General features: G+C 37.8%; 20 protein-coding genes and 1 tRNA gene. 11 read left to right on the top strand and 10 right to left on the bottom strand.

Translation table 11 applies throughout. From position 1 onward, the window contains the following. Positions 1–75 precede the first annotated feature (75 nt). Together ABLC00_RS17475 and ycaC are read right to left on the bottom strand one after the other, a co-directional pair. On the bottom strand, positions 76–1,050 hold the full coding sequence (locus ABLC00_RS17475; protein WP_006582487.1) for a LysR substrate-binding domain-containing protein: 975 nt from the start codon (positions 1,048–1,050) through the stop codon (positions 76–78). A gap of 20 nt (positions 1,051–1,070) precedes the next feature. Continuing rightward, the gene (gene ycaC, locus ABLC00_RS17470; RefSeq protein WP_002052204.1) at positions 1,071–1,697 is read right to left on the bottom strand and encodes an isochorismate family cysteine hydrolase YcaC; all 627 of its coding nucleotides are present in this window, start codon (positions 1,695–1,697) and stop codon (positions 1,071–1,073) included. A 275-nt stretch (positions 1,698–1,972) separates the two neighbouring features. On the opposite strand from ycaC, the gene ABLC00_RS17465 reads away from it, so the two are divergent. The 4 genes from ABLC00_RS17465 to ABLC00_RS17450 all read left to right on the top strand — a co-directional run bounded on the left by ABLC00_RS17465 (position 1,973) and on the right by ABLC00_RS17450 (position 5,849). Then, a complete protein-coding gene (locus tag ABLC00_RS17465) occupies positions 1,973–2,845 on the top strand; it encodes a pirin family protein (protein WP_002052147.1) in 873 nt (290 codons plus the stop codon). Positions 2,846–3,284: 439 nt separating this feature from the next. After that, on the top strand, positions 3,285–4,583 hold the full coding sequence (locus tag ABLC00_RS17460) for an NAD(P)/FAD-dependent oxidoreductase (RefSeq protein WP_002052191.1): 1,299 nt from the start codon (positions 3,285–3,287) through the stop codon (positions 4,581–4,583). Positions 4,584–4,587: 4 nt separating this feature from the next. Then, positions 4,588–5,415, top strand: coding sequence for a cyclopropane-fatty-acyl-phospholipid synthase family protein (locus tag ABLC00_RS17455; RefSeq protein WP_025466876.1), 828 nt, complete (start codon positions 4,588–4,590; stop codon positions 5,413–5,415). A gap of 8 nt (positions 5,416–5,423) precedes the next feature. Then, a complete protein-coding gene (locus tag ABLC00_RS17450; protein ID WP_006582489.1) occupies positions 5,424–5,849 on the top strand; it encodes a GFA family protein in 426 nt (141 codons plus the stop codon). 227 nt (positions 5,850–6,076) lie between these two features. On the opposite strand, the gene ABLC00_RS17445 is transcribed toward ABLC00_RS17450, so the two are convergent. The 3 genes from ABLC00_RS17445 to ABLC00_RS17435 form a co-directional block, all read right to left on the bottom strand. Next, positions 6,077–6,460 carry a hypothetical protein gene (locus tag ABLC00_RS17445; RefSeq protein WP_006582490.1) on the bottom strand — a complete coding sequence of 128 codons (384 nt, stop codon included), beginning with the start codon at positions 6,458–6,460 and terminating at the stop codon, positions 6,077–6,079. Between the two features lie 382 nt (positions 6,461–6,842). Then, positions 6,843–6,918: transfer RNA gene (locus tag ABLC00_RS17440), tRNA-Thr, on the bottom strand. Between the two features lie 124 nt (positions 6,919–7,042). Beyond that, positions 7,043–8,287 carry an MFS transporter gene (locus tag ABLC00_RS17435; RefSeq protein ID WP_025466877.1) on the bottom strand — a complete coding sequence of 415 codons (1,245 nt, stop codon included), beginning with the start codon at positions 8,285–8,287 and terminating at the stop codon, positions 7,043–7,045. A gap of 138 nt (positions 8,288–8,425) precedes the next feature. On the opposite strand from ABLC00_RS17435, the gene ABLC00_RS17430 reads away from it, so the two are divergent. Continuing rightward, positions 8,426–9,346: a LysR family transcriptional regulator gene (locus tag ABLC00_RS17430; protein ID WP_033854102.1), complete on the top strand. Its 921-nt coding sequence runs from the start codon at positions 8,426–8,428 to the stop codon at positions 9,344–9,346. On the opposite strand, the gene ABLC00_RS17425 is transcribed toward ABLC00_RS17430, so the two are convergent. Further along, on the bottom strand, positions 9,343–10,230 hold the full coding sequence (locus tag ABLC00_RS17425) for a DMT family transporter (protein WP_006582493.1): 888 nt from the start codon (positions 10,228–10,230) through the stop codon (positions 9,343–9,345). The genes ABLC00_RS17430 and ABLC00_RS17425 overlap by 4 nt on opposite strands. Positions 10,231–10,458: 228 nt before the next feature. Here ABLC00_RS17425 and ABLC00_RS17420 point away from each other — a divergent pair, with 228 nt between their 5' ends. Further along, positions 10,459–11,202 carry a hypothetical protein gene (locus tag ABLC00_RS17420; RefSeq protein WP_006582501.1) on the top strand — a complete coding sequence of 248 codons (744 nt, stop codon included), beginning with the start codon at positions 10,459–10,461 and terminating at the stop codon, positions 11,200–11,202. Between the two features lie 24 nt (positions 11,203–11,226). Then, positions 11,227–11,619 carry a hypothetical protein gene (locus ABLC00_RS17415; RefSeq protein ID WP_000789145.1) on the top strand — a complete coding sequence of 131 codons (393 nt, stop codon included), beginning with the start codon at positions 11,227–11,229 and terminating at the stop codon, positions 11,617–11,619. Between the two features lie 45 nt (positions 11,620–11,664). Here the strand turns inward: ABLC00_RS17415 and ABLC00_RS17410 are convergent, their stop codons facing one another. Continuing rightward, positions 11,665–12,666: an aldo/keto reductase gene (locus ABLC00_RS17410; RefSeq protein ID WP_033854103.1), complete on the bottom strand. Its 1,002-nt coding sequence runs from the start codon at positions 12,664–12,666 to the stop codon at positions 11,665–11,667. A 111-nt stretch (positions 12,667–12,777) separates the two neighbouring features. Beyond that, positions 12,778–13,680: an AraC family transcriptional regulator gene (locus tag ABLC00_RS17405; protein WP_005130650.1), complete on the bottom strand. Its 903-nt coding sequence runs from the start codon at positions 13,678–13,680 to the stop codon at positions 12,778–12,780. Between the two features lie 1,043 nt (positions 13,681–14,723). On the opposite strand from ABLC00_RS17405, the gene ABLC00_RS17400 reads away from it, so the two are divergent. Further along, a complete protein-coding gene (locus ABLC00_RS17400) occupies positions 14,724–15,275 on the top strand; it encodes a TetR/AcrR family transcriptional regulator (protein WP_005130652.1) in 552 nt (183 codons plus the stop codon). 209 nt (positions 15,276–15,484) lie between these two features. Next, a complete protein-coding gene (locus ABLC00_RS17395) occupies positions 15,485–16,396 on the top strand; it encodes an STM4504/CBY_0614 family protein (protein WP_005130654.1) in 912 nt (303 codons plus the stop codon). An 87-nt stretch (positions 16,397–16,483) separates the two neighbouring features. On the opposite strand, the gene ABLC00_RS17390 is transcribed toward ABLC00_RS17395, so the two are convergent. Together ABLC00_RS17390 and ABLC00_RS17385 are read right to left on the bottom strand one after the other, a co-directional pair. Next, positions 16,484–16,702 (bottom strand): DUF6500 family protein, encoded by a 219-nt coding sequence (locus ABLC00_RS17390; RefSeq protein WP_033846226.1) that lies wholly within the window; start codon positions 16,700–16,702, stop codon positions 16,484–16,486. A 27-nt stretch (positions 16,703–16,729) separates the two neighbouring features. Further along, positions 16,730–17,065 carry a helix-turn-helix domain-containing protein gene (locus ABLC00_RS17385; protein WP_005300806.1) on the bottom strand — a complete coding sequence of 112 codons (336 nt, stop codon included), beginning with the start codon at positions 17,063–17,065 and terminating at the stop codon, positions 16,730–16,732. A 116-nt stretch (positions 17,066–17,181) separates the two neighbouring features. On the opposite strand from ABLC00_RS17385, the gene ABLC00_RS17380 reads away from it, so the two are divergent. Both ABLC00_RS17380 and ABLC00_RS17375 read left to right on the top strand, forming a co-directional pair. Then, the gene (locus ABLC00_RS17380; RefSeq protein WP_033846225.1) at positions 17,182–17,739 is read left to right on the top strand and encodes an NAD(P)H-dependent oxidoreductase; all 558 of its coding nucleotides are present in this window, start codon (positions 17,182–17,184) and stop codon (positions 17,737–17,739) included. A gap of 145 nt (positions 17,740–17,884) precedes the next feature. Further along, entirely contained in the window at positions 17,885–18,664 is a 780-nt protein-coding gene (locus ABLC00_RS17375) for a hypothetical protein (protein ID WP_033846224.1), read from the top strand. Position 18,665: the final 1 nt, after the last annotated feature.

Raw genomic sequence — 18,665 nt, 5'->3', positions numbered from 1 at the left:
CGAAAACATGCAGTTATGCTGTATGTGATGTTTCACAAAAAACCGGTCATGCCCATTCATGACCGGTTTTTTTATTTAAGTTGGCAAATACCCTTCATGGCTTTCAGGTAAGCGTCTGAGTTCTTTGATTAGCGTTTCAATGAGTTTTTCGACCACAAGGCGTTGTCCTTTTCGGGACACATAAACCAGTTGTAGCATGCCAATATTCGACTTCCAGTCAGGAAGAATATGAACCAGTGTGCCTTTACGAATTTCCGATTCAACGGTTAAAAAGGGCAGGTCAGCAATGCCTAAACCATCCATCACAGAATAGTAAACACCAGCCAAATCATTACTTTTGATTCGTGGCTGATAAGGCACATCAACTGATTCACCATTTCGAATATTGCATAAATGCCAAATATAGTTTTGCTTTTGAGTACCTAAGCTAATACTTGGAAACTCTTGTAATTCAGAATAATGTTCAATGGTTCGACCTTGTAGTAATTCAGGCGAAGCCACTAGACAGTGATCGGTTTTAATCACATCACGAACAATTAAATTCGAATCTTCATTCGGTTCGAAATTAGTCCGAATCGCAAGGTCGATGTCATCATGCAAGATATCAACTCGGCGGCTCGTTAGCTCAAGCGATATTTCAACTTTAGGGTAGGTTTTTAAAAACTGATTTAAAATTTTTCTAATTTGAAAATGCATCATTAAAGGTGGGCAGCTGACTTTTACTAGTCCTTGAGGCTCACTTTTTTGTTTTAACAAAACGTTTTCTGCGCATTCAACTTGGGCAATAACTTTGCAGCATTCTTCGTAGAACTCTTGGCCTAAATCGGTCACTTTAAAATGGCGGGTTGTTCTTTGAATCAGGCTGACATTAAATTTATTTTCAAGGTCAATAATGCGTCGGCTGAGCTTGGATTTACTAATATTTTCAGCTTCACTGGCCGCACTAAAGCCGCCGTGTTTTACGACTAAATAGAAATAATAAAAATCATCAAAAGAGCTTATCAATTTCAGATCAATCCATTTAAATTTAAGATTAGAGCGCTTAAGCACTCTAATCTTAGCAATTCAGCTTATTTTTGCGATGTATTAAAGCTATAGCTTGTCATTAGGTTGCGGTAATCAGGAATATGATTTGAGAAGAGAGCACCTAAGCCTTCTACATCATTACGCCAGTCACGGTGTAACTCACATGCCATACCAAACCAAGTCATCAGCTGAGCACCTGCTTTTGACATACGGTCCCAAGCAGCATCACGGGTTAATTCATTGAAAGTACCAGAAGCATCAGTAATCACAAACACTTCGAAGCCTTCTGCGAGTGCAGATAGTGCAGGGAATGCGACACAAACTTCGGTCACCACACCTGCAATAATTAGCTGTTTTTTACCTGTCGCTTTAACTGCTTTTACGAAGTCTTCATTGTCCCATGCATTAATTTGACCAGGACGTGGAATAAATGGTGCATCTGGAAAAAGTTCTTTTAGTTCTGGAACTAAAGGACCGTTTGGACCATTTTCAAAACTGGTCGTTAAAATAGTTGGTAAGTTAAAATATTTTGCTGCATCTGCAAGCGCTAATACATTATTTTTAAATTTATCAGGATCGATATCTCGAACTAAAGAAAGTAAACCTGCTTGGTGGTCAACTAAAAGAACCGCAGCATTATCCTTGTCTAAACGTACGTAATCTTGAGCCATTTTTATATCCTCATGTTATCAAAATAAATAATCAAAATTATTAAGTAAGTCATTCGTGCCTAAAATTATGCTAGTTGAGTTTATTGTCGTGATTAAGTCTAAAAAATAGGATTAAGAATTTTAAAAATAGGACGATCTTTTAAAGAATACCGCAAACTTTATGATTGTCTCATATATGAAATAATGTGTTGCTAATCCTGATCTATAAACTGCAATTATTGAGGCGTAAAATTACTCTCAGTTCAAGAAAATCCTACATATATAGGAGAGATCAGATGAAGAAATTTCTTGGTGCATATCAAAATAACCACATGCATTGGGTTGGTGATGGTTTCCCTGTATATAACCTGTTCTCTTATGACCGTTTAGGCCAAACCCTAAGCCCATTTTTGTTACTGGATTATGCAGCGCCTTATAACTTCTCACCAACCACCGAACAACAAGGTGTAGGTTCACATCCTCACCGTGGCTTCGAAACTGTGACGATTGCCTACCAAGGTGAAGTGACACATAAAGACTCAAGTGGTGGTGGCGGAACCATTAAAACCGGTGACGTGCAATGGATGACTGCGGGTGCAGGAGTGTTACACGAAGAGTTCCATTCTCCTGAATTTGCAGAGCATGGCGGCTTGTTTGAAATGGTGCAATTGTGGGTAAATTTACCTTCACATTCAAAAATGACCCCTGGAAAATATCAAGCGATTGAAGCCAAAGATATTCCAGACATTGCGCTAGACGAGCACGGTAGCCATTTGCGTGTGATTGCAGGTGAATATGCAGATGCAAAAGGTGCAGCAACGACGTTTAGTCCATTAAACGTATGGGATGGTAAATTGGTCAAAGGCCAAAAACATACCCTTTATGTGCCTGAAGGGCATACCACACTTGTGGTGATATTAGAGGGTGCGGTTGTCATTAATGATACAAACCGTCTTGAAGGTAAAACCGTTGCGATTTTATCTCGTGAGGGAGTTGAGTTTAGCTTAAATGCTGAAGAAGACACTAAATTCTTAGTGCTAACTGGTCAACCACTCAATGAGCCAATTGAAGGCTATGGACCATTTGTGATGAATACCAAAGCCGAGATTATGGAAGCGATTGATGATTTTAATCGTGGAAAATTTGGTTCAATTATGCAAGAAGCATAAATTGCTAAGCTGTTCTTAAAAATCTTTAAAAGCAAAGTAATAAAAAGCCCGCTATCAAGTGTGAATAGCGGGCTTTTTCGCTGTAAAGTTTCTATTTTTATGATGGATATCATTATTGTGTCGGCATTGTTTTGTGTGATTTAGTTCTCATTATTATGATGCCATGATATCGCAAAAAGGATTGCTTGTAAAACGAATGATATAAATATAGTTAAATTATCTCATTTTATTTAAAAGAATTTTTTTAAATTTTTAAAAAATATAGGTTTTTATACACTCATCTTCTTTTGTAAAATTTTATGAATGACAGCTTCTCTAATTCGTTTAAATTCTTCTATATAAATTGATGCAAAAAATAAAAATCTGGTAGTTTTTAATACGGTGTTTTTTTAGGGTATGAGTGATAATCAAAAAAATTCTCGAAAAATGGGACATCATTTTGGATATCGCAATTATTGGCAGTGGAATGGCAGGACTTGCAGCAGCAAGAATCCTGAAAGATGCAGGACATACAATCACGATATTTGAAGCACTTCCTGGCCGGGGAATGGACAGTCATAGCATTGAGTTCGATGGTGGGATTATTGATGCACCATTGCGTGTTATGAACCCGCATCTATGGAAAAATACACTTAGCCTTGCTGCACACTTAGGTATTAAAACTTTTCCAGTACGTACCTACATGTCTTGTAGCTGGTTATTCGAAGATCGTACTGAAACATGGTTAACCACATCTCGTAGTCGTATTGGTAATTTCCCAATTATCAATAACCGTAAAGGCATTCAGCAATATGGCTGGCGTCTTGTTAAAGGGATGTTGCAATTAAAAACTGCGATTCACCAGTTTTTCAAATCTAAAAATCAAGATATTACTCTCGCTGAATTTATTAATCAGAACGATATTGAAGAAGTATTCTGGCATGGTGTAGTAATGCCGGTCCTTTATACCATTTGTACATGTAACCCAAAAACAATTGGTGACTGGCCTGCGAAAAACCTTCTTGAGTTTTTGCGTCATTTAACCGATGGCGACATGCTCTTGCGTATGAAAGGTGGTACACCTGCGTTTGTAGACAGCTTAATTAAAGGCATTGATATCCATAGCGGTTCGGCAATTAAAAAAGTTGAGCTACAAGGTGAAAAGGTTCTGGTCGAAAATGAGAAAGGTGACCAAGGTACATTTGACCGCGTTATTGTGGCGACACCAACATCTAAACTTGAAGAGTTCTTAAACCCTGAACAGTTTGCAGAAGATATGAATCTGCTTAAACAGTTCCGTTTCGAACAAGGCGACTTGGTTATTCATACAGATGCAACAGTAATGCCGCCACGCCGTAAAGACTGGTCAGTGCTGAGCTATATGATGGACCGTAAGTTTACTCGTCAGCAGTTTACGGTTTGGATGAACGCGGTAGAGCCATCGCTTGTGGGTAAAAATCCTGTATTCCAGACTTGGCGTCCAGTGACTGATATTGACCCTAAAAAAATCATTTCAAAAGTGACCTTAACGCGTGCAGTTGTAGACTCACAAACCATTGCTTTAAATAAAGAGCTACAGCAACGTCACTTAGAACCAAACCGTAAAGTATTCTACTGTGGTTCATGGTCATGTGATGGTTTGCCAATTTTAGAATCAGCCGTGACTTCAGCAATGCATATTGCTGAAATCTTAGGTGCACCTTTACCATTTGTAGGATTAAAGCCTAAGGTTGAAGTTGCCCCAGAACTCGGTTACTAAAATTGTGAAAACAAAAGTTCGAGCAGCTCTTTCTCGCCTCGTTCCCCATAAATATGCAATTGATGCATCAAGTTTGGGAGATAGTGAAGAGCTTGCTTGGACAAATTTGGGTTTTTGGAAAAATACCCAAACCTACCGTGAAGCTTGTCGCCAACTGGCTGACCATTTGGCTCAAGCTGTCAATTTAAATTCAAAAGATCATTTACTTGATTTAGGCTGTGGGCAGGGCGCAAGTTTGTTGCACTGGTTACAGTACTATCACCCCAAAAGCCTGAGTGCAGTCGAACTACAGGCCTCGTGTGTTAATAAAATTCAAAAACTTATTCCTGAAATAAGCCAGATTTTCTGTGGTTCATTTTTAAATTTAAAACAATTTAAATTCAAACAACCTTTCGATGTGGTGCTCTGTATTGATGCGGCTTATCACAGTCATTTAAATTCATTTCTTGATTCGGTTACGCCAGTTTTAAATTCAAAAGGACGATTAGGTTTTCATTACTTAATGCGTGCTAACTCATGTGAGAACATGACAGCCTTTCAAGAACAAAAGCACCGTTATTTACTTAAGGCAGCCGATGTCACTTGGGATGCTGTGCCAACCGAAGACATACTGAAAACTACCTTGGAACAACAAGGTTTTACAGATATTAAAATCGAAGATTTGTCAGAACAGGTATTATTAGGTTTTTCACAATATATTCGAAATCAACAAGGACAAAGCCATAGTCGAGGGTTGGCAAAGTTTAAAATTCAAATGACTGCAAAGTTGTGCCAACAACTCTATCAATATGGATATGTCCGTTATATTCAAATAACAGCAATAAAAAAATAGGATGTGCCATGCCAGTTAAATATCAAGGATCATGTTTATGTGGAGCTGTAAGCTATCAAAGCGATGCAGAGCCACGTTATAGTTTTAATTGCCATTGTCGAGATTGCCAAAAAGCCACAGGTTCAGCCTATGCGCCCATCGCTTTTTTTCACCAATCTGAATTGAAAATAACTGGCGAACTTAAATATTTTGAGACCGTCGGTTCTTCTGGCCGTCCTATTAAAAGAGCTTTTTGCCCGACTTGTGGTTCTCAGCTTTTTGGTTTACCTGAACTTGTTCCTGAAATGATCTCGATACGCGCAGGTACTTTGGATGACCCAAGTCTCTATCACCCTAAAGCGGAGGTTTTTGTGAGTCAGGCCTATGCTTGGGACATGTTGAACCCAAACCTTAAACACTTTGAAAAAATGATAGAGAAGAAGAAAGAAGGGTAGCTGTTCTGACAAGCTCGTAAGCTTTTTCCTACATCCATTCAGGAAATTGACGTCTTTCTATGACCTCGCGAATTACCTATGATGAACTCATCAGGAACAGGAAGTTCCAAAACGTAAAACAACAATAATAAGTTTAAGCATCAGGACGTGAGGTATTACAGGATGTATACCTAGTAACGAAATACGAAAAAAGCCCAACAGGAAGTTGGGCTTTTTTTCATTTCTTATTAACGAATTTCTTTTCCGCCTAAGGCAGCACAATCAAATGGTGTATTCCATTTTACCGCAATACCTGTAAGTACTGGACGAACAATACGCCATGGCCAGAAACCAAATCTTTGTCTCTGCTCATAATCAATCACTACATCTGCACCATATTTACGTGCTGCGTTTGCTAATTTAGGTTTTATTTCTTCATAGCCGCCATATATTCCTTTTGCGACTTTAATGCGTTTAAGAGACTTATAGTGGTCAGCAGAAGGTACAGTCTCAAGTACGCAGACTGGTGATTTTACAATGTTTTCTGCTTGAGCCGCAGAACTCGTGTTTTGAGCTTGTACTGTAAAAGGCAACATTATAAATAAAGTAGGCAAAACAAAACGTAGTTTCATCTTTTCCCCGTTGAATGTAGTAATGAATGAATGTTTATAAAATAGGGCTTATTATCATGACCTTATTTGGGGGCGCATTATAATCGTATCTTTTTAATATTTCTTATTTTTAAATCTATTTTTTAAAAAAATTAAGAATGTAAGATTTTTATTTTGGCGGGAATCAACTCTTTTAAGAAAATCATTTTGAAGCTCATGTTTATAATAAAATTTTGGAAAAATATATACCTTCAAATTATGATGGACATACTAGGTCTCAAAATATAACAGCAGCAAAAGAACTGGTTAAAGAATTGGGGAAAATAATTATAAATATTGGCATATTTCAAAACCTATAGACAACAAAAAACCCCATAAATCAAATATTCATGAGGTTTAATGATGGTGCCGGCACACGGATTCGAACTGTGGACCTACTGATTACAAGTCAGTTGCTCTACCAACTGAGCTATGCCGGCGATGTGGAGTGAATTTTACAGTTTCTTAAAAAAAATACAAGCCAAAAAATGAGCATTTAAATTTTTTCATATCATTTTTAAATACTCATAGGATTTTGCCTCAAAAATTTAGGGTTTTACTACATTAATTTGCTTTTGCGTGAGAGGTATAAACCACTAAAAATATTCCAAGTAATGACAAGACAACGGTTAAACCGACAATCGCACTCCAGCCGCCGTGTAGCCAGAACCAACCACCTGCCGAACCGACAATACTTGAACCCATATAGTAAAACAGTAAGTAGAGCGAACTGGCATGGGCTTTGGCTTGTTTGCTTTCAGCGCCGACTGAACTACTGGTGAGTGAGTGGGTAATAAAGAAGCCTGTGGTAATAAAGGCAATCCCAATGATAATGCCAAAAAGCGAGCTGAGCAGGGTCATGAGGCTACCCACAATCATGAGCGCAAAGCCACTCATCATCATGGTTTTTTTACCAAAGCGATCGGCTAAGCTACCTGCCAACGATGAAGACACCATGCCAAAGCTATATGACAAGAAAATAAGGCTAATCTGTGTCTGACTGAGTGAATAAGGTGCACCGCTTAAACGGAAGGTCGCATAGTTAAACAGAGTCACAAACACACTGGTGAGCAAGAAACCAATCGCAAACAGGCTTAATAATTTAGTATTGCTTAAATGAGCGCGCCACATTTGCATGTGAAAGCCTAAATTCAGTCCTTTTTTCTGCACAAAATTACGCGAAGCAGGCAGTAAGTTTAAAAAGGCAATTGAGCAAATAAAACAGATTGCGCCAAGCAAGCCTAAAGCGGTGCGCCATGAAAAATATTCAACCAAAATACCCATGCCCACACGACCCATCATGCCACCAAAGGCTGTCCCTGCAATATATAGACCCATAGTTTTACCGAGGTGCTCAGGTGCAATTTCTTCGGCAATCCAAGCCATTGTCACTGCGGGTACACCACCAAGCAATAAACCTTCTAACGCACGTGCTATCAGCAAACTATGCCAGTTCGGTGTAAACATCGAGACAATATTTAAAATTGCGGCACACAGCATGGACGTAAAGATTACACCGCGACGGCCAATCGCTTGTGAAAACGCGCTTGATAGCACAATCGAAATGGCTAAAAAGGCCGTGGTTAATGACAGTGCCAAAGAACTACTTGCAGGGCTAATCTGGAAGCTTTGGCTAAATGCAGGTAACAGTGGCTGTACACAATAAATGAGAGAAAAGCTGGCAAAACCTACGAGGAATAAAGCAAATCCTGCGTGTTTATAGGCTTTAGTCCCTTTGTGAATCCACTCGCGGGAAAGAACGGACGTTGCCTCAGTGTTTAAGGTACTGGGTGTAGATGAAGAGTTCATATCATGACCATGACAGAAAGAAAGAGCAGTGCTTTGGGCATGCTGCATCGAGAAAATTCGATGAATTAAAATTAGCAATTTAGAGGGTATTTTTCTAATATATTTAATAATGGGACACGATATGTTTTATATATAGCAATGGAACTCAGGCATATACGCTACTTTTTGGCAGTAGCAGAAGAAAAAAACTTTACCAAAGCTGCGCAGCGCTTAAACATGAGTCAGCCACCTTTAAGCATGCAAATACGGGACTTAGAAGAAGAGCTAGGTGCAGATTTATTTATTCGTTCTCCTCATGGAGTGGAGCTGACCGAAGCTGGGCTTGCCTTTTTAAATGCAATTCAGCCAGTACAGCAGCGTGTAGAAGATGCAGTAAATCTTGTTAAACAGGTAGCAAATGGCGAGGTTGGCCAATTGCGATTAGGCTTTACAGGTACTTCAATGTTGAACCCTTTAATTCCTAAATGCGTTCGCTATTTTCAGCAGCAATATCCTAAAGTGGATTTAAAGCTTGAAGAAGCCAATACCTTACTGCTCATCGATTTATTACTTGAAGACCGTTTAGATGTCGCAATTATTCGCTCACCACGCAATATTCCAGATAGCCTCATTTTGCAAGAATTATTAGCAGAGCCACTCATTGCGGCTTTACCTTCCGAGTCTTTGAGTCTAGATGATTCAACACAAGAAATTGATTTAACCACACTGCGAGAGCTTGACTTTATTGTCTCCCCACCTTCAATTAGCGCAGGGCTTTTTGATGCGATTAAACAGGCCTGCCATGAGCGTGGCTTTGAACCGAAAATTGGACAAAACGCCCCGCAAATTGTGTCGATTTTATCGTTGGTGTCGGCAAACTTAGGAGTGTCTTTGGTTCCTGAGTCGACCAAACAATTGCAAATACAGGGTGTGGCTTATCGCTCTTTGAAAGCACCTATCCCTACGGTGGGTTTAGGGCTTGCCTATAAAAAACATGCCCCTTCACAGATGGCGATTAACTTTGTCAGTGTGGTGCAAGTAGCTTGTCACCACGCCAACGAAATTGATGAAATTGGCTAGTTTGATTTCGGCGCTTTGTTCATTAAAAAGATGCCTGAAATAATGAAGATTGCGCCATATAAAAACGATAAAGTCGGCTGTTCATGAATGAAAACCCAAGCCATGAGCGCTGCAAAAATAGGTTCGGAAAGCTCGGTCACTTGCACCTTTGCGGCACTCATATAAGACAACGCTTTGGTGGTGCAGAAAAAGCCGAGTATGGTCGGCAGAACAGCTAAACCAATCAAACCTAAAACAATGTCACTATTAAAAGTAATGCTATGCAAGTTGATTAAAAACGGAACTGCAAGATAAACACTACCAAATAGCAATAAATACTTAGTTAGAAACAGCCCGCCGTTTAATTTGAACTTTTTCACTAAAACCGAAAATAGGCCATAACCCGTACCGGCAATAGAAGCATTAATCAGCATTAAAAGGCTATTTTCACCTTTCCACGAAATAATGCTAATCCCAGCAACCGCCAATAATGTTCCAACAAGAGAGTGAATATAGATGCTTTCTTTTAAAATAAACCGACCAAAAAATAGGGCAGAAATAGCAGCCGAAGCCATGAGGACCACCACTACATTAGCCGCAGCACCATGGTTATAGGCAATGGTTTCGAAAAAGAATAAAGAGAAAATCCCTAAAAAGGCACAGATGGCAATTTGAGTAAAAACACTGAGCTTGCTTGGCGTGCTACTCATATAGGCAATCTTTTGGCTCACAGGCACTTTAAATAAAAAAACACTTAAAAAGAAAAAGGCGATAATGGTTTTTAAAAAGGCAATGTCTTGTGGGTTTAAACCACTATGCATGAGTAATTTACTAATTACACCAATCGACGCATTTAAAGCCGCTGCACACAGTGCAAATAGGGTTCCAATAATTAAGTTATTCACTCTTATAATTCTTCCTAAATTTTACGCATGCAGTCTACATGATTTTTTGGATGAATATTCAATTAAAATAACCAGTTAAGGTTGAATATTTACAGTAGTTTATTCTGTGTGAATTTAACCAGTTTTATAAAAAATTAAACACTTCTCATAGACTTTTGTTTCAAATAATTGTGATTTATAGCGCTAACTCATATTATATAATTAGTTAATTATTAAAGAATTTTAAAAATGATTAAATCGATTATTACAGGTTGCGCGGTTCTTACACTTTCAGCTTTAGCAGTGACTCATGCAGAGTTTTCTTATGAACAAGAATTACAACAAGGCTGTAATAAAGTGAAGCAATACGCAAGCTTAGGTAAGAAAAACTACGACCAAAAACAATATAAAAAAGCGCTCGAAAATTTCCAGAACCAAGCTTCTTGGACTGCTTTTTGTAAAGCCAATGAAGATGAAACCACAGTTAAATTTACCGACCGTGATATTGAAGTTGCCAACAATAACGTGGGCTTAGCCTATGCCAAATTGGGGCAACCACTGTGGGCGAGAGCATGGTTTATGCTCGATGAAAAATCAAAATCTAGCCAGTTTAACCTTCAACAGTTACCAGCCCCTAAAACCTCCAATGACCTGTCGGGTGAGTATGTACGTTACTCAGGTTTTGGTGAGTGGGATCACATTACGGTAAGTCGTAAGCAGGGCCAGTATGCCATTGGCTATTCGGGTGTTTATATGGGCATAAGAAGCTTAATTTATGGCCCAAATATGGGTGAGTTTGGCACTACAATGCCGTCTAATGCCAAACAAACCATTTATAAAGACGAAGACTGCCGTATTCAGCTTGATTTTAAATCTAATGCGAAATTAGGCAATTACATTCAGGTTAAACAAAACGAAGGTGAGTCGGGTTGTGGCTTTGGACATAACGTTTATGCCGATGGAATGTATTTAAAAGTTGAGTCTGGAAAATAAGATTAAACATATAGGAACACAATAATGAAAAATATATTTGCACCTTTACTGCTTGTTTCAACGGTTATTTTTTCTGCTCACATTTATGCAGAGCCGACTAGTACCTGTAAGGAAGTGAAATTCCAAAAGGCCGATGAGGCGTGGAGTGGGCACTACTATTTACATGGCGTGATGGAAGTCGGTTCAGAGCTTTTACTTCAACCAGACGGCAAGTTTCAATGGATGCTGGCTGTGGGTGCTTTAGACCAATATGCCGAAGGCACATGGTGGAAAAACGGTGACTGTATTGGCTTAAAACCAGAGGCTAAATTTAAAAAGGATTTAAGTATATTCCCTGAAAGTCTAACGATTTCTGACAAGTCCTTAGACGCGATTTGGGAAGGTGGGCGCCAGCAAGGCACATATAGCAAAGACTAAATTAAAAAGTCCGACACTGAGTCGGACTTTTTTATGGCTTATATTTTAGTGGTTCACCGCAGCAAGTTGCTGAGCGTTATAGCGTGCGCCCATGTTTGGGTATCTCGCAATAATCGCTTCAATTTCTGCCAAATCTGCCGCTGTTAAATGAAGGTCTACAGCACCCGCATTTTCCACAAGTCGCTCGATTTTACGCGTACCCGGAATTGGAATAATGTCGTCACCTTGCGCCAAAATCCAAGCCAAAGCCAGTTGAGCCGCTGTCGCATTTTTGCTTTGAGCAAACTCGCTAAATGCTTGCGCCAAGCTTTGGTTATTTTTCCAGTTATCGCCCTGATAACGTGGTAACTGGCGACGGAAATCGTTTTCGTCTAGGTTATTTACATCAAGCGTATTGGTAATTAAACCGCGTGATAACGGTGAATACGGCACAAGGCTAATACCTAGCTCACGAATGGTATGTAAATGGGTTTGTTCAAACTCACGGGTAAGTAGTGAGTATTCATGTTGAACCGCTGCAATCGGGTGAATCGCATGTGCTTTACGAATAGTTTCAGCCGACGCTTCACTCAGCCCTAAATAACGAACTTTACCTTGTTTGACCAAGTCTGCCATTGCGCCAATGGTATCTTCAACCGGAACATTTGGGTCTATGCGGTGCGCATAATACAAATCAATCACGTCTGTATTTAAGCGTCTTAAGCTGTTTTCGACCGCGACTTTAATCCACTCAGGTGAGCCGTCGATATAAGACTCTAAAGAGTTTTTCGGGTTGAGGTTGTCTTCTTTATAGCGAAAGCCAAATTTGGTCGCTAAGAATACTTTGTCGCGGTGTTTTTCTAAAACTTTTGAGAGCAAAACTTCGTTTGCGCCGTTGCCGTACATGTCGGCAGTGTCCCAAAAGTTAATGCCGAGGTCTAAGGCCTTTTCTAGAGTTGCAATGCTTTGTGTGTCGTCTGAGGCACCATAGGCAAAGCTCATTCCCATGCAACCTAAACCAAGTGCTGATACTTTTTCGCCTGTTTGTCCTAAAGTTCTATATTTCATTTTTCACACTCTTTTTGCAAAATCACTTGAGTAGAAAAACTATAAAATGCTTTGGCTCAAACTGACGTATAACATTCAAACCAATAATTATAAAATTCAAACAATCTGTTTTTAGGCTACACAGTCTTCACGGAACTTTTTAGGTGAAAATCCGGTATTTTTCTTAAAGAAGTTAGTGAAATATGCTGAATATTCAAAGCCTAAGCTGTAGGCAATTTCGGAAATATTCCAACTGGTGTGTTGTAGCAGCGCTTTGGCTTCTTGTGTAATGCGCGAGCTAATATGCTCAGAGGTGGTTTTTCCTGTGGCTTCTTTGACAGCGCGGTTTAAATGGTTTACATGTACCGACAAGCCATAGGCATAGTCATTTGCAGTTTTGAGTTTAAGCTGAAAATGGGGCGAGTCGATGGGGAACTGGCGTTCTAATAGCTCAAAGAATAAATGGCAAATCCGCACCGCAGCATTACTATGTTTTTCAAACTGTTGGGTCGGTTGCATTTTCATGGCTTCATGCACAATCAGGTGCAAATAGTTTCTTAAAACGTTGTATTTATGAATATAGTCTGAATTTATTTCATTCATCATCTTTTTGAAAATAAATGAAATTTCATCAACCTGCTGGTCATTTAAAAAATACAGCGGGTCGCCGTCGACTTTAAACAGCGGTGAGTCTTTTAAAAAGCTTTGACGCGATTCTTGGTTTACAAACTCTTCGGTAAATAGACAAAACCAGCCTGCTTGTTCGGGTGAATTAATTTCCCATGCATAGGGCACCATCGGGTTTGAAAACAGTAAAGCAGGGCGGTCGACTCGTATCCAGCGGTTGGCGTAGTGAAGTTCGCCTGTGCCTAAAACCAGTGAAATTTTATAATAATCGCGGCGGCTATAAGGTGTCAGAAATGAGCAAGCATCGCGTTGGAACACGTTAAAATGTCCAAACGAAGTCGATGGAACCGAGTAACTGCTATCTTTGGTTAAAGAAAAGCGGCGATAAAAATCATGTATGGTTTCCATGTTTTTGCCTGCATGCGTTATCAATTTATTTAAATTTATAAAATTCAAACTTTATTAACTGTAGCTTTTATTTATAGCGGGATCAATCTGTTCATTTAAACAGGTTTGAAAGTGAACGATAAATTAATAATGAAAGAATGAGCCAATAGAAATAAAAACATTTTATAAATTAATAATATATGAGCATTGACACTTAAAAACTTGATAACTATTCTTTGTTTGCAAACGATTTTGCGGTAGAACGAAAAGGGGACACTTTCGAGTGTGCTGGTGCTGTACCCAGTCTGCTAACCCCTTATCGATCTGCCACCATTCTATGATAGAGCGATAAGAGGACACCTTCGGGTGTGCTGGTTCTGTGTGTCCAGTCTGCTAATCCCTTTTCGCTCTGTCATCATTTTTATTATTATCATGACATCGTTAAATTTAAGTTGAAGGTCTTTTTAGCTTAAATATCTAATTGAATAAACAACAATAATTATTTAACTAATTTCTATTCAACCTTACATTGACACTTAAAAACACGCGGATTATCCTTTGCCTGCTGGCCACATTGCCAGTCGGTTTTAGCAGGCCGTATTTACCCAACGCACACGAAAAAGTCTCTCTTTTTTGTGGGCATCCCTACGTGTCCCTCTCTGCGGCGGAACGGGAGGGGGACATCTTCGGATGTGCTGATTTTTGGGTAAATCAGTCTGCTAACCCCTTTTCGTTTCGCCACCATAATCATTTAGCAGTGATGTGGCGAAGCTTCTTAATTACCCAAGGAGTTCGCACATGCGTACTATTTTATCTCTCTCATTGGCAACCTTTGCCAAAATCTTTACATCTACATCCCACTGGTCTTTAAAACGGTTTAACCGACTCTAGGTTTTAAGCCATAGGTCATTACGACTAAAAAATCATAGCAACAATAAAACCTGAGATAGGCGAGCACACCTTTTTTGTGCTGCTTTTGCACGCCTGTATTTAGCGCTCAATTTAAGAGTGACGGCATTTCTATCTCTTTTATTTACAACAAAAAATTATTTTAAGCGATATACATGAAAAATTTAGACGCTTCATTTAGAGCATTGCGAGTGCTCCACACGGCAAAAGATTTATTTAACCAATATGGGTTTCACAAAGTCGGGGTAGACCGAATTATTGCCGAATCCCAAATCAATAAAGGCACCTTTTACAACTACTTTCGCTCCAAAGAACGACTCATTCAGATGAGCTTAACTTTTCAAACAGACGCTTTAAAAGAAGAGGTGTTTTCTACGATCTATTCGTACCGTGAACTGATGGTGTTCGATAAACTCAAGAGAATTTTCTTTTTACATGCTGACTCAGACGGGCTTTATCGTTTGCCTTTTAAAGCAATTTTTGAAATAGAAAAGCATTATCCATCGGCTTATAAAGTGGTTATTGATTACCGAAACTGGCTTATTCAGGAAATTCATAAACTCCTTTTAACCGTAAAGCCTGCCGCTACAGTTGAAGATGCGCATATGTTTTTATTTGTGATTGATGGAGCAATGGTTCAGCTTTTAGGAACTAATAACACCGATGAAAGGGATGCATTGCTCGACTATTTTTTAAGTCGGGTTTGATGGGGGCAAGGCCCGACGGGAGTTGGGCTTTGTAGTTTATAATTATCTTTTCTAATGAACTTTAGAAATTTATAATTTATTTATCTTAAGTTAATAGAAAAAATATATGTTTGAATTTTTTTATAAAATACTTGATATTAACTGTAATAAATTTTTATAAAGATGACATCTTTCTTATTTAATAAATTATCAAATTTGAGGTCCATAAATTGAGTATATTTGATCTATTTTCAAAAAGACAAAAAAAATTACGGGGAGAAATTCCAGATGTTTATCAATATGACGATATTCCTAAAACTCTCAAGATTCAAATTATTCATATTATAAGAGATGTATTAGGTAACGAGAGTTCTCCCTCTGCACACCAAGTATATGAGTTTATACATAAAACTTTATGTAAAGAATATGGGCGATTTTCTTTAGGTGAACACTATGAAAGTGATCATAAGGTTATATTTGACTTTTTATTGAATGAAAAAAAACATGAGTATTGTTTAGATGTTATTGAAATATTTTTTAAAGTAATTAACAAGTATGTGAGAGAAAATGCACATAAGTTTTTTTCCTCTAAACAAACACCTGATAAGGCAATTGAGGAACTAAATATAAGGTTTAAAGAAGCTGGTGTTGGATATCAATTTGAGCAAGATGAGCTAATTAGGGTTGATTCACAATTTTTACATTCTGAGGTTGTAAAGCCTGTTCTTCAACTTCTTGGAAAAGACCGAGATTACCAAGGAGCATTTGCCGAATTTTTATCTGCACATGAACATTATCGGCATCAGAGATATAAAGAATGCTTAAATGAATGTCTTAAAGCTTTTGAAAGCTTAATGAAATCTATCCATAAAAAACATTCTTGGCCATTTAATCCAAATGATACCGCCAAAAAATTAATTAATAGTTGTTTGAATAATGGGTTAGTTCCTATATATCTTCAGAATCAATTTTCTTCATTGAATATTTTGTTAGAAAGTGGTGTACCTACAATACGGAATAAAGAAGGTGGTCATGGACAAGGACATGAAATAAAAGAAGTTCCTGAATATTTAACAAGTTATGCGCTACATTTAACTGCTACTAATCTATTATTTTTAATTAAATGCGAAGAAAGTATATAAGTTAAGGAGATGTTTATTTTGATGGATATAATAAAAAATTTAGCCGTAGCAAATACGGCTTTTCTATCATTTAGATAACTTTAATTTCTAGCGCTCACTCAAAACCATCTGTTTAATCTTAACGGCCTTCTCAAAGTGATCTAATTTATGCTCCATAATCCACCAATGCGCTGCTTCCATCAGCAACTCAGGGTTATCATTCTTATTTTTAAAAAAAGCATAAAAAGATAGACCGACATTGTTTCCCTTCTTTTCAATTTTATCGTCGCATCCCTTAATAAAAATTTCTCTTAATTCATTTCTCATATTTAGTATCACTTTAAGTCTATAAAACTAAGACGGCTTATTTTGCTCGCCCCATTGGCACATCATATCTAATAAAGGAATTAAAGATTGCCCTTTTTCTGAAAGTCGATACTCAACTTTTGGCGGAATTTGAGGATATTCCTTGCGAGTAATCAGTCCATCTCTTTCCAATTCTTTAAGCGTATTGCTGAGTGTTCTAAATGAAATATTGCCAATACAGCGTTGCATCTCATTAAAACGCATGACATTTTTTTCATACAGCCAATACATAATAATCATTTTATATTTGCCATTAATCAAAGAAAGGGTATAGCCAAAACCCGTATCTTCTAATGGTGTATATGAAGGAATGCACTCAGTCATTTTTAAAATCTACACTATCTTTTAGTATAGTATATAACATAAATTACCGTACTTATATTTAGGAAAGCACACTTCTATAATCGATTTATCAACTTTCCGATAAGAGTGTTTTCATAATGAAAAAGACATTAGTCATTGTTACTCATCCTCACATAGACCAATCTGTTGTAAATAAAAGATGGGTAGAGGAATTAGAAAAATACCCAGACCAATTTACGGTTCACCAAATTTATCAAGCCTACCCAGATGGCGTAATTGACGTTGCCAAAGAACAAGCGCTTGTAGAAGAACACGAAAATTTAGTTTTTCAATTTCCAGTGTATTGGTTTAACTGTCCACCACTTTTGAAACAATGGCTTGATGAAGTTTTAACATATGGATGGGCTTACGGTTCAACAGGTGACAAAGTTAAAAATAAGAAGTTTATGCTGGCTGTATCTGCGGGTGGTCAAGAACATATTTATTCAGAGCAGGGTGAATATAAACTTACGTTGGACCAAGTTTTTAGTTCTTTTCAGCTCACTGCCTTATATGTTGGGGCGGACTATCAACCACTTCATGCATTTTATGGTTTAGACACAAACCCTTCAGAAGATGACGATGTTCCGACTCATCAAGATGTAGCAAATAATGCGATTGAGTATGTTCAGAAGTTATTAGCGTTGTCTAAGTAAGGTTTTAAGGTAGAGAGGCCTAAACGTGAGAGTTTGGGCTTCTTATATAGAAGATTTTTAAAAAGTTACATTAAGGTTTTAAGTTAAATATACAATTTATTTATGATATAAATGTCCGCTAAATATAGATTAAATTTAAAAATTTATGACTATTCTTGATATTAAAGAAAAAGAAAATTCCCTTATAACTGACGACGCTTATGAATTAATATGCTACGCAACAATCAGTGAAATCAGCTCATGGAAGGATGTTACTAACTTATATTCAGAAGTTAAGCAGAAGCATTTACCTAAAAAAGTATTATTACTTTTAGAAGATATAGGACAGTGCCAATACACCTCTATGCATGCTTCAATGGGAGATGGACTTTATTTTGATACCACAGAACTCGTTGAAGATGACAGTGAAGCAAGTTGGGAAAATACTCGACCTTTAGAGCTTCAATATCATATAGAACAATTATTAAAGCCAGAAAATTATATAGGCTTTAATGACTTGCCTAAAAAACTTAAGTTTAGCGATGAAGATCAAGTAACTCTGCTACAGATCAATGCTGAACCCGAAAAAATTTTAGATGATGTTATTCAAGTAAAGTTAGTCACTAGTCAAACTGAAACTCAAAAATTTGCAGCATGCCTCAATGGATATTTTAGTTGTGATTTGAACCCTTTTGAATCTTTTAGCTTGATTGAGCATTTAAATCAAAACTATGGCTTAGAGTATGTGGGTTTAGGGGCAAGCTTATTATTCTTTATGAAAACACCAAAATTTGATGCAAATAAAACGCCTCAATTACTTAATGAGTTGAGCAGCTTTTATCAATTCAATCAAACAACGCATCACTCGCTAGAACAACATTTATCTCATCATGAATATCTTATTTTGCCTTATGTAGAGTCATTAGAAGTGTTCGATTTGGATTAAG

The sequence above is a fragment of the Acinetobacter nosocomialis genome, assembly GCF_041021905.1.
Taxonomy (GTDB): Bacteria; Pseudomonadota; Gammaproteobacteria; order Pseudomonadales; family Moraxellaceae; genus Acinetobacter; species Acinetobacter nosocomialis.
This window is presented reverse-complemented; position numbering and strand designations above follow the sequence as displayed.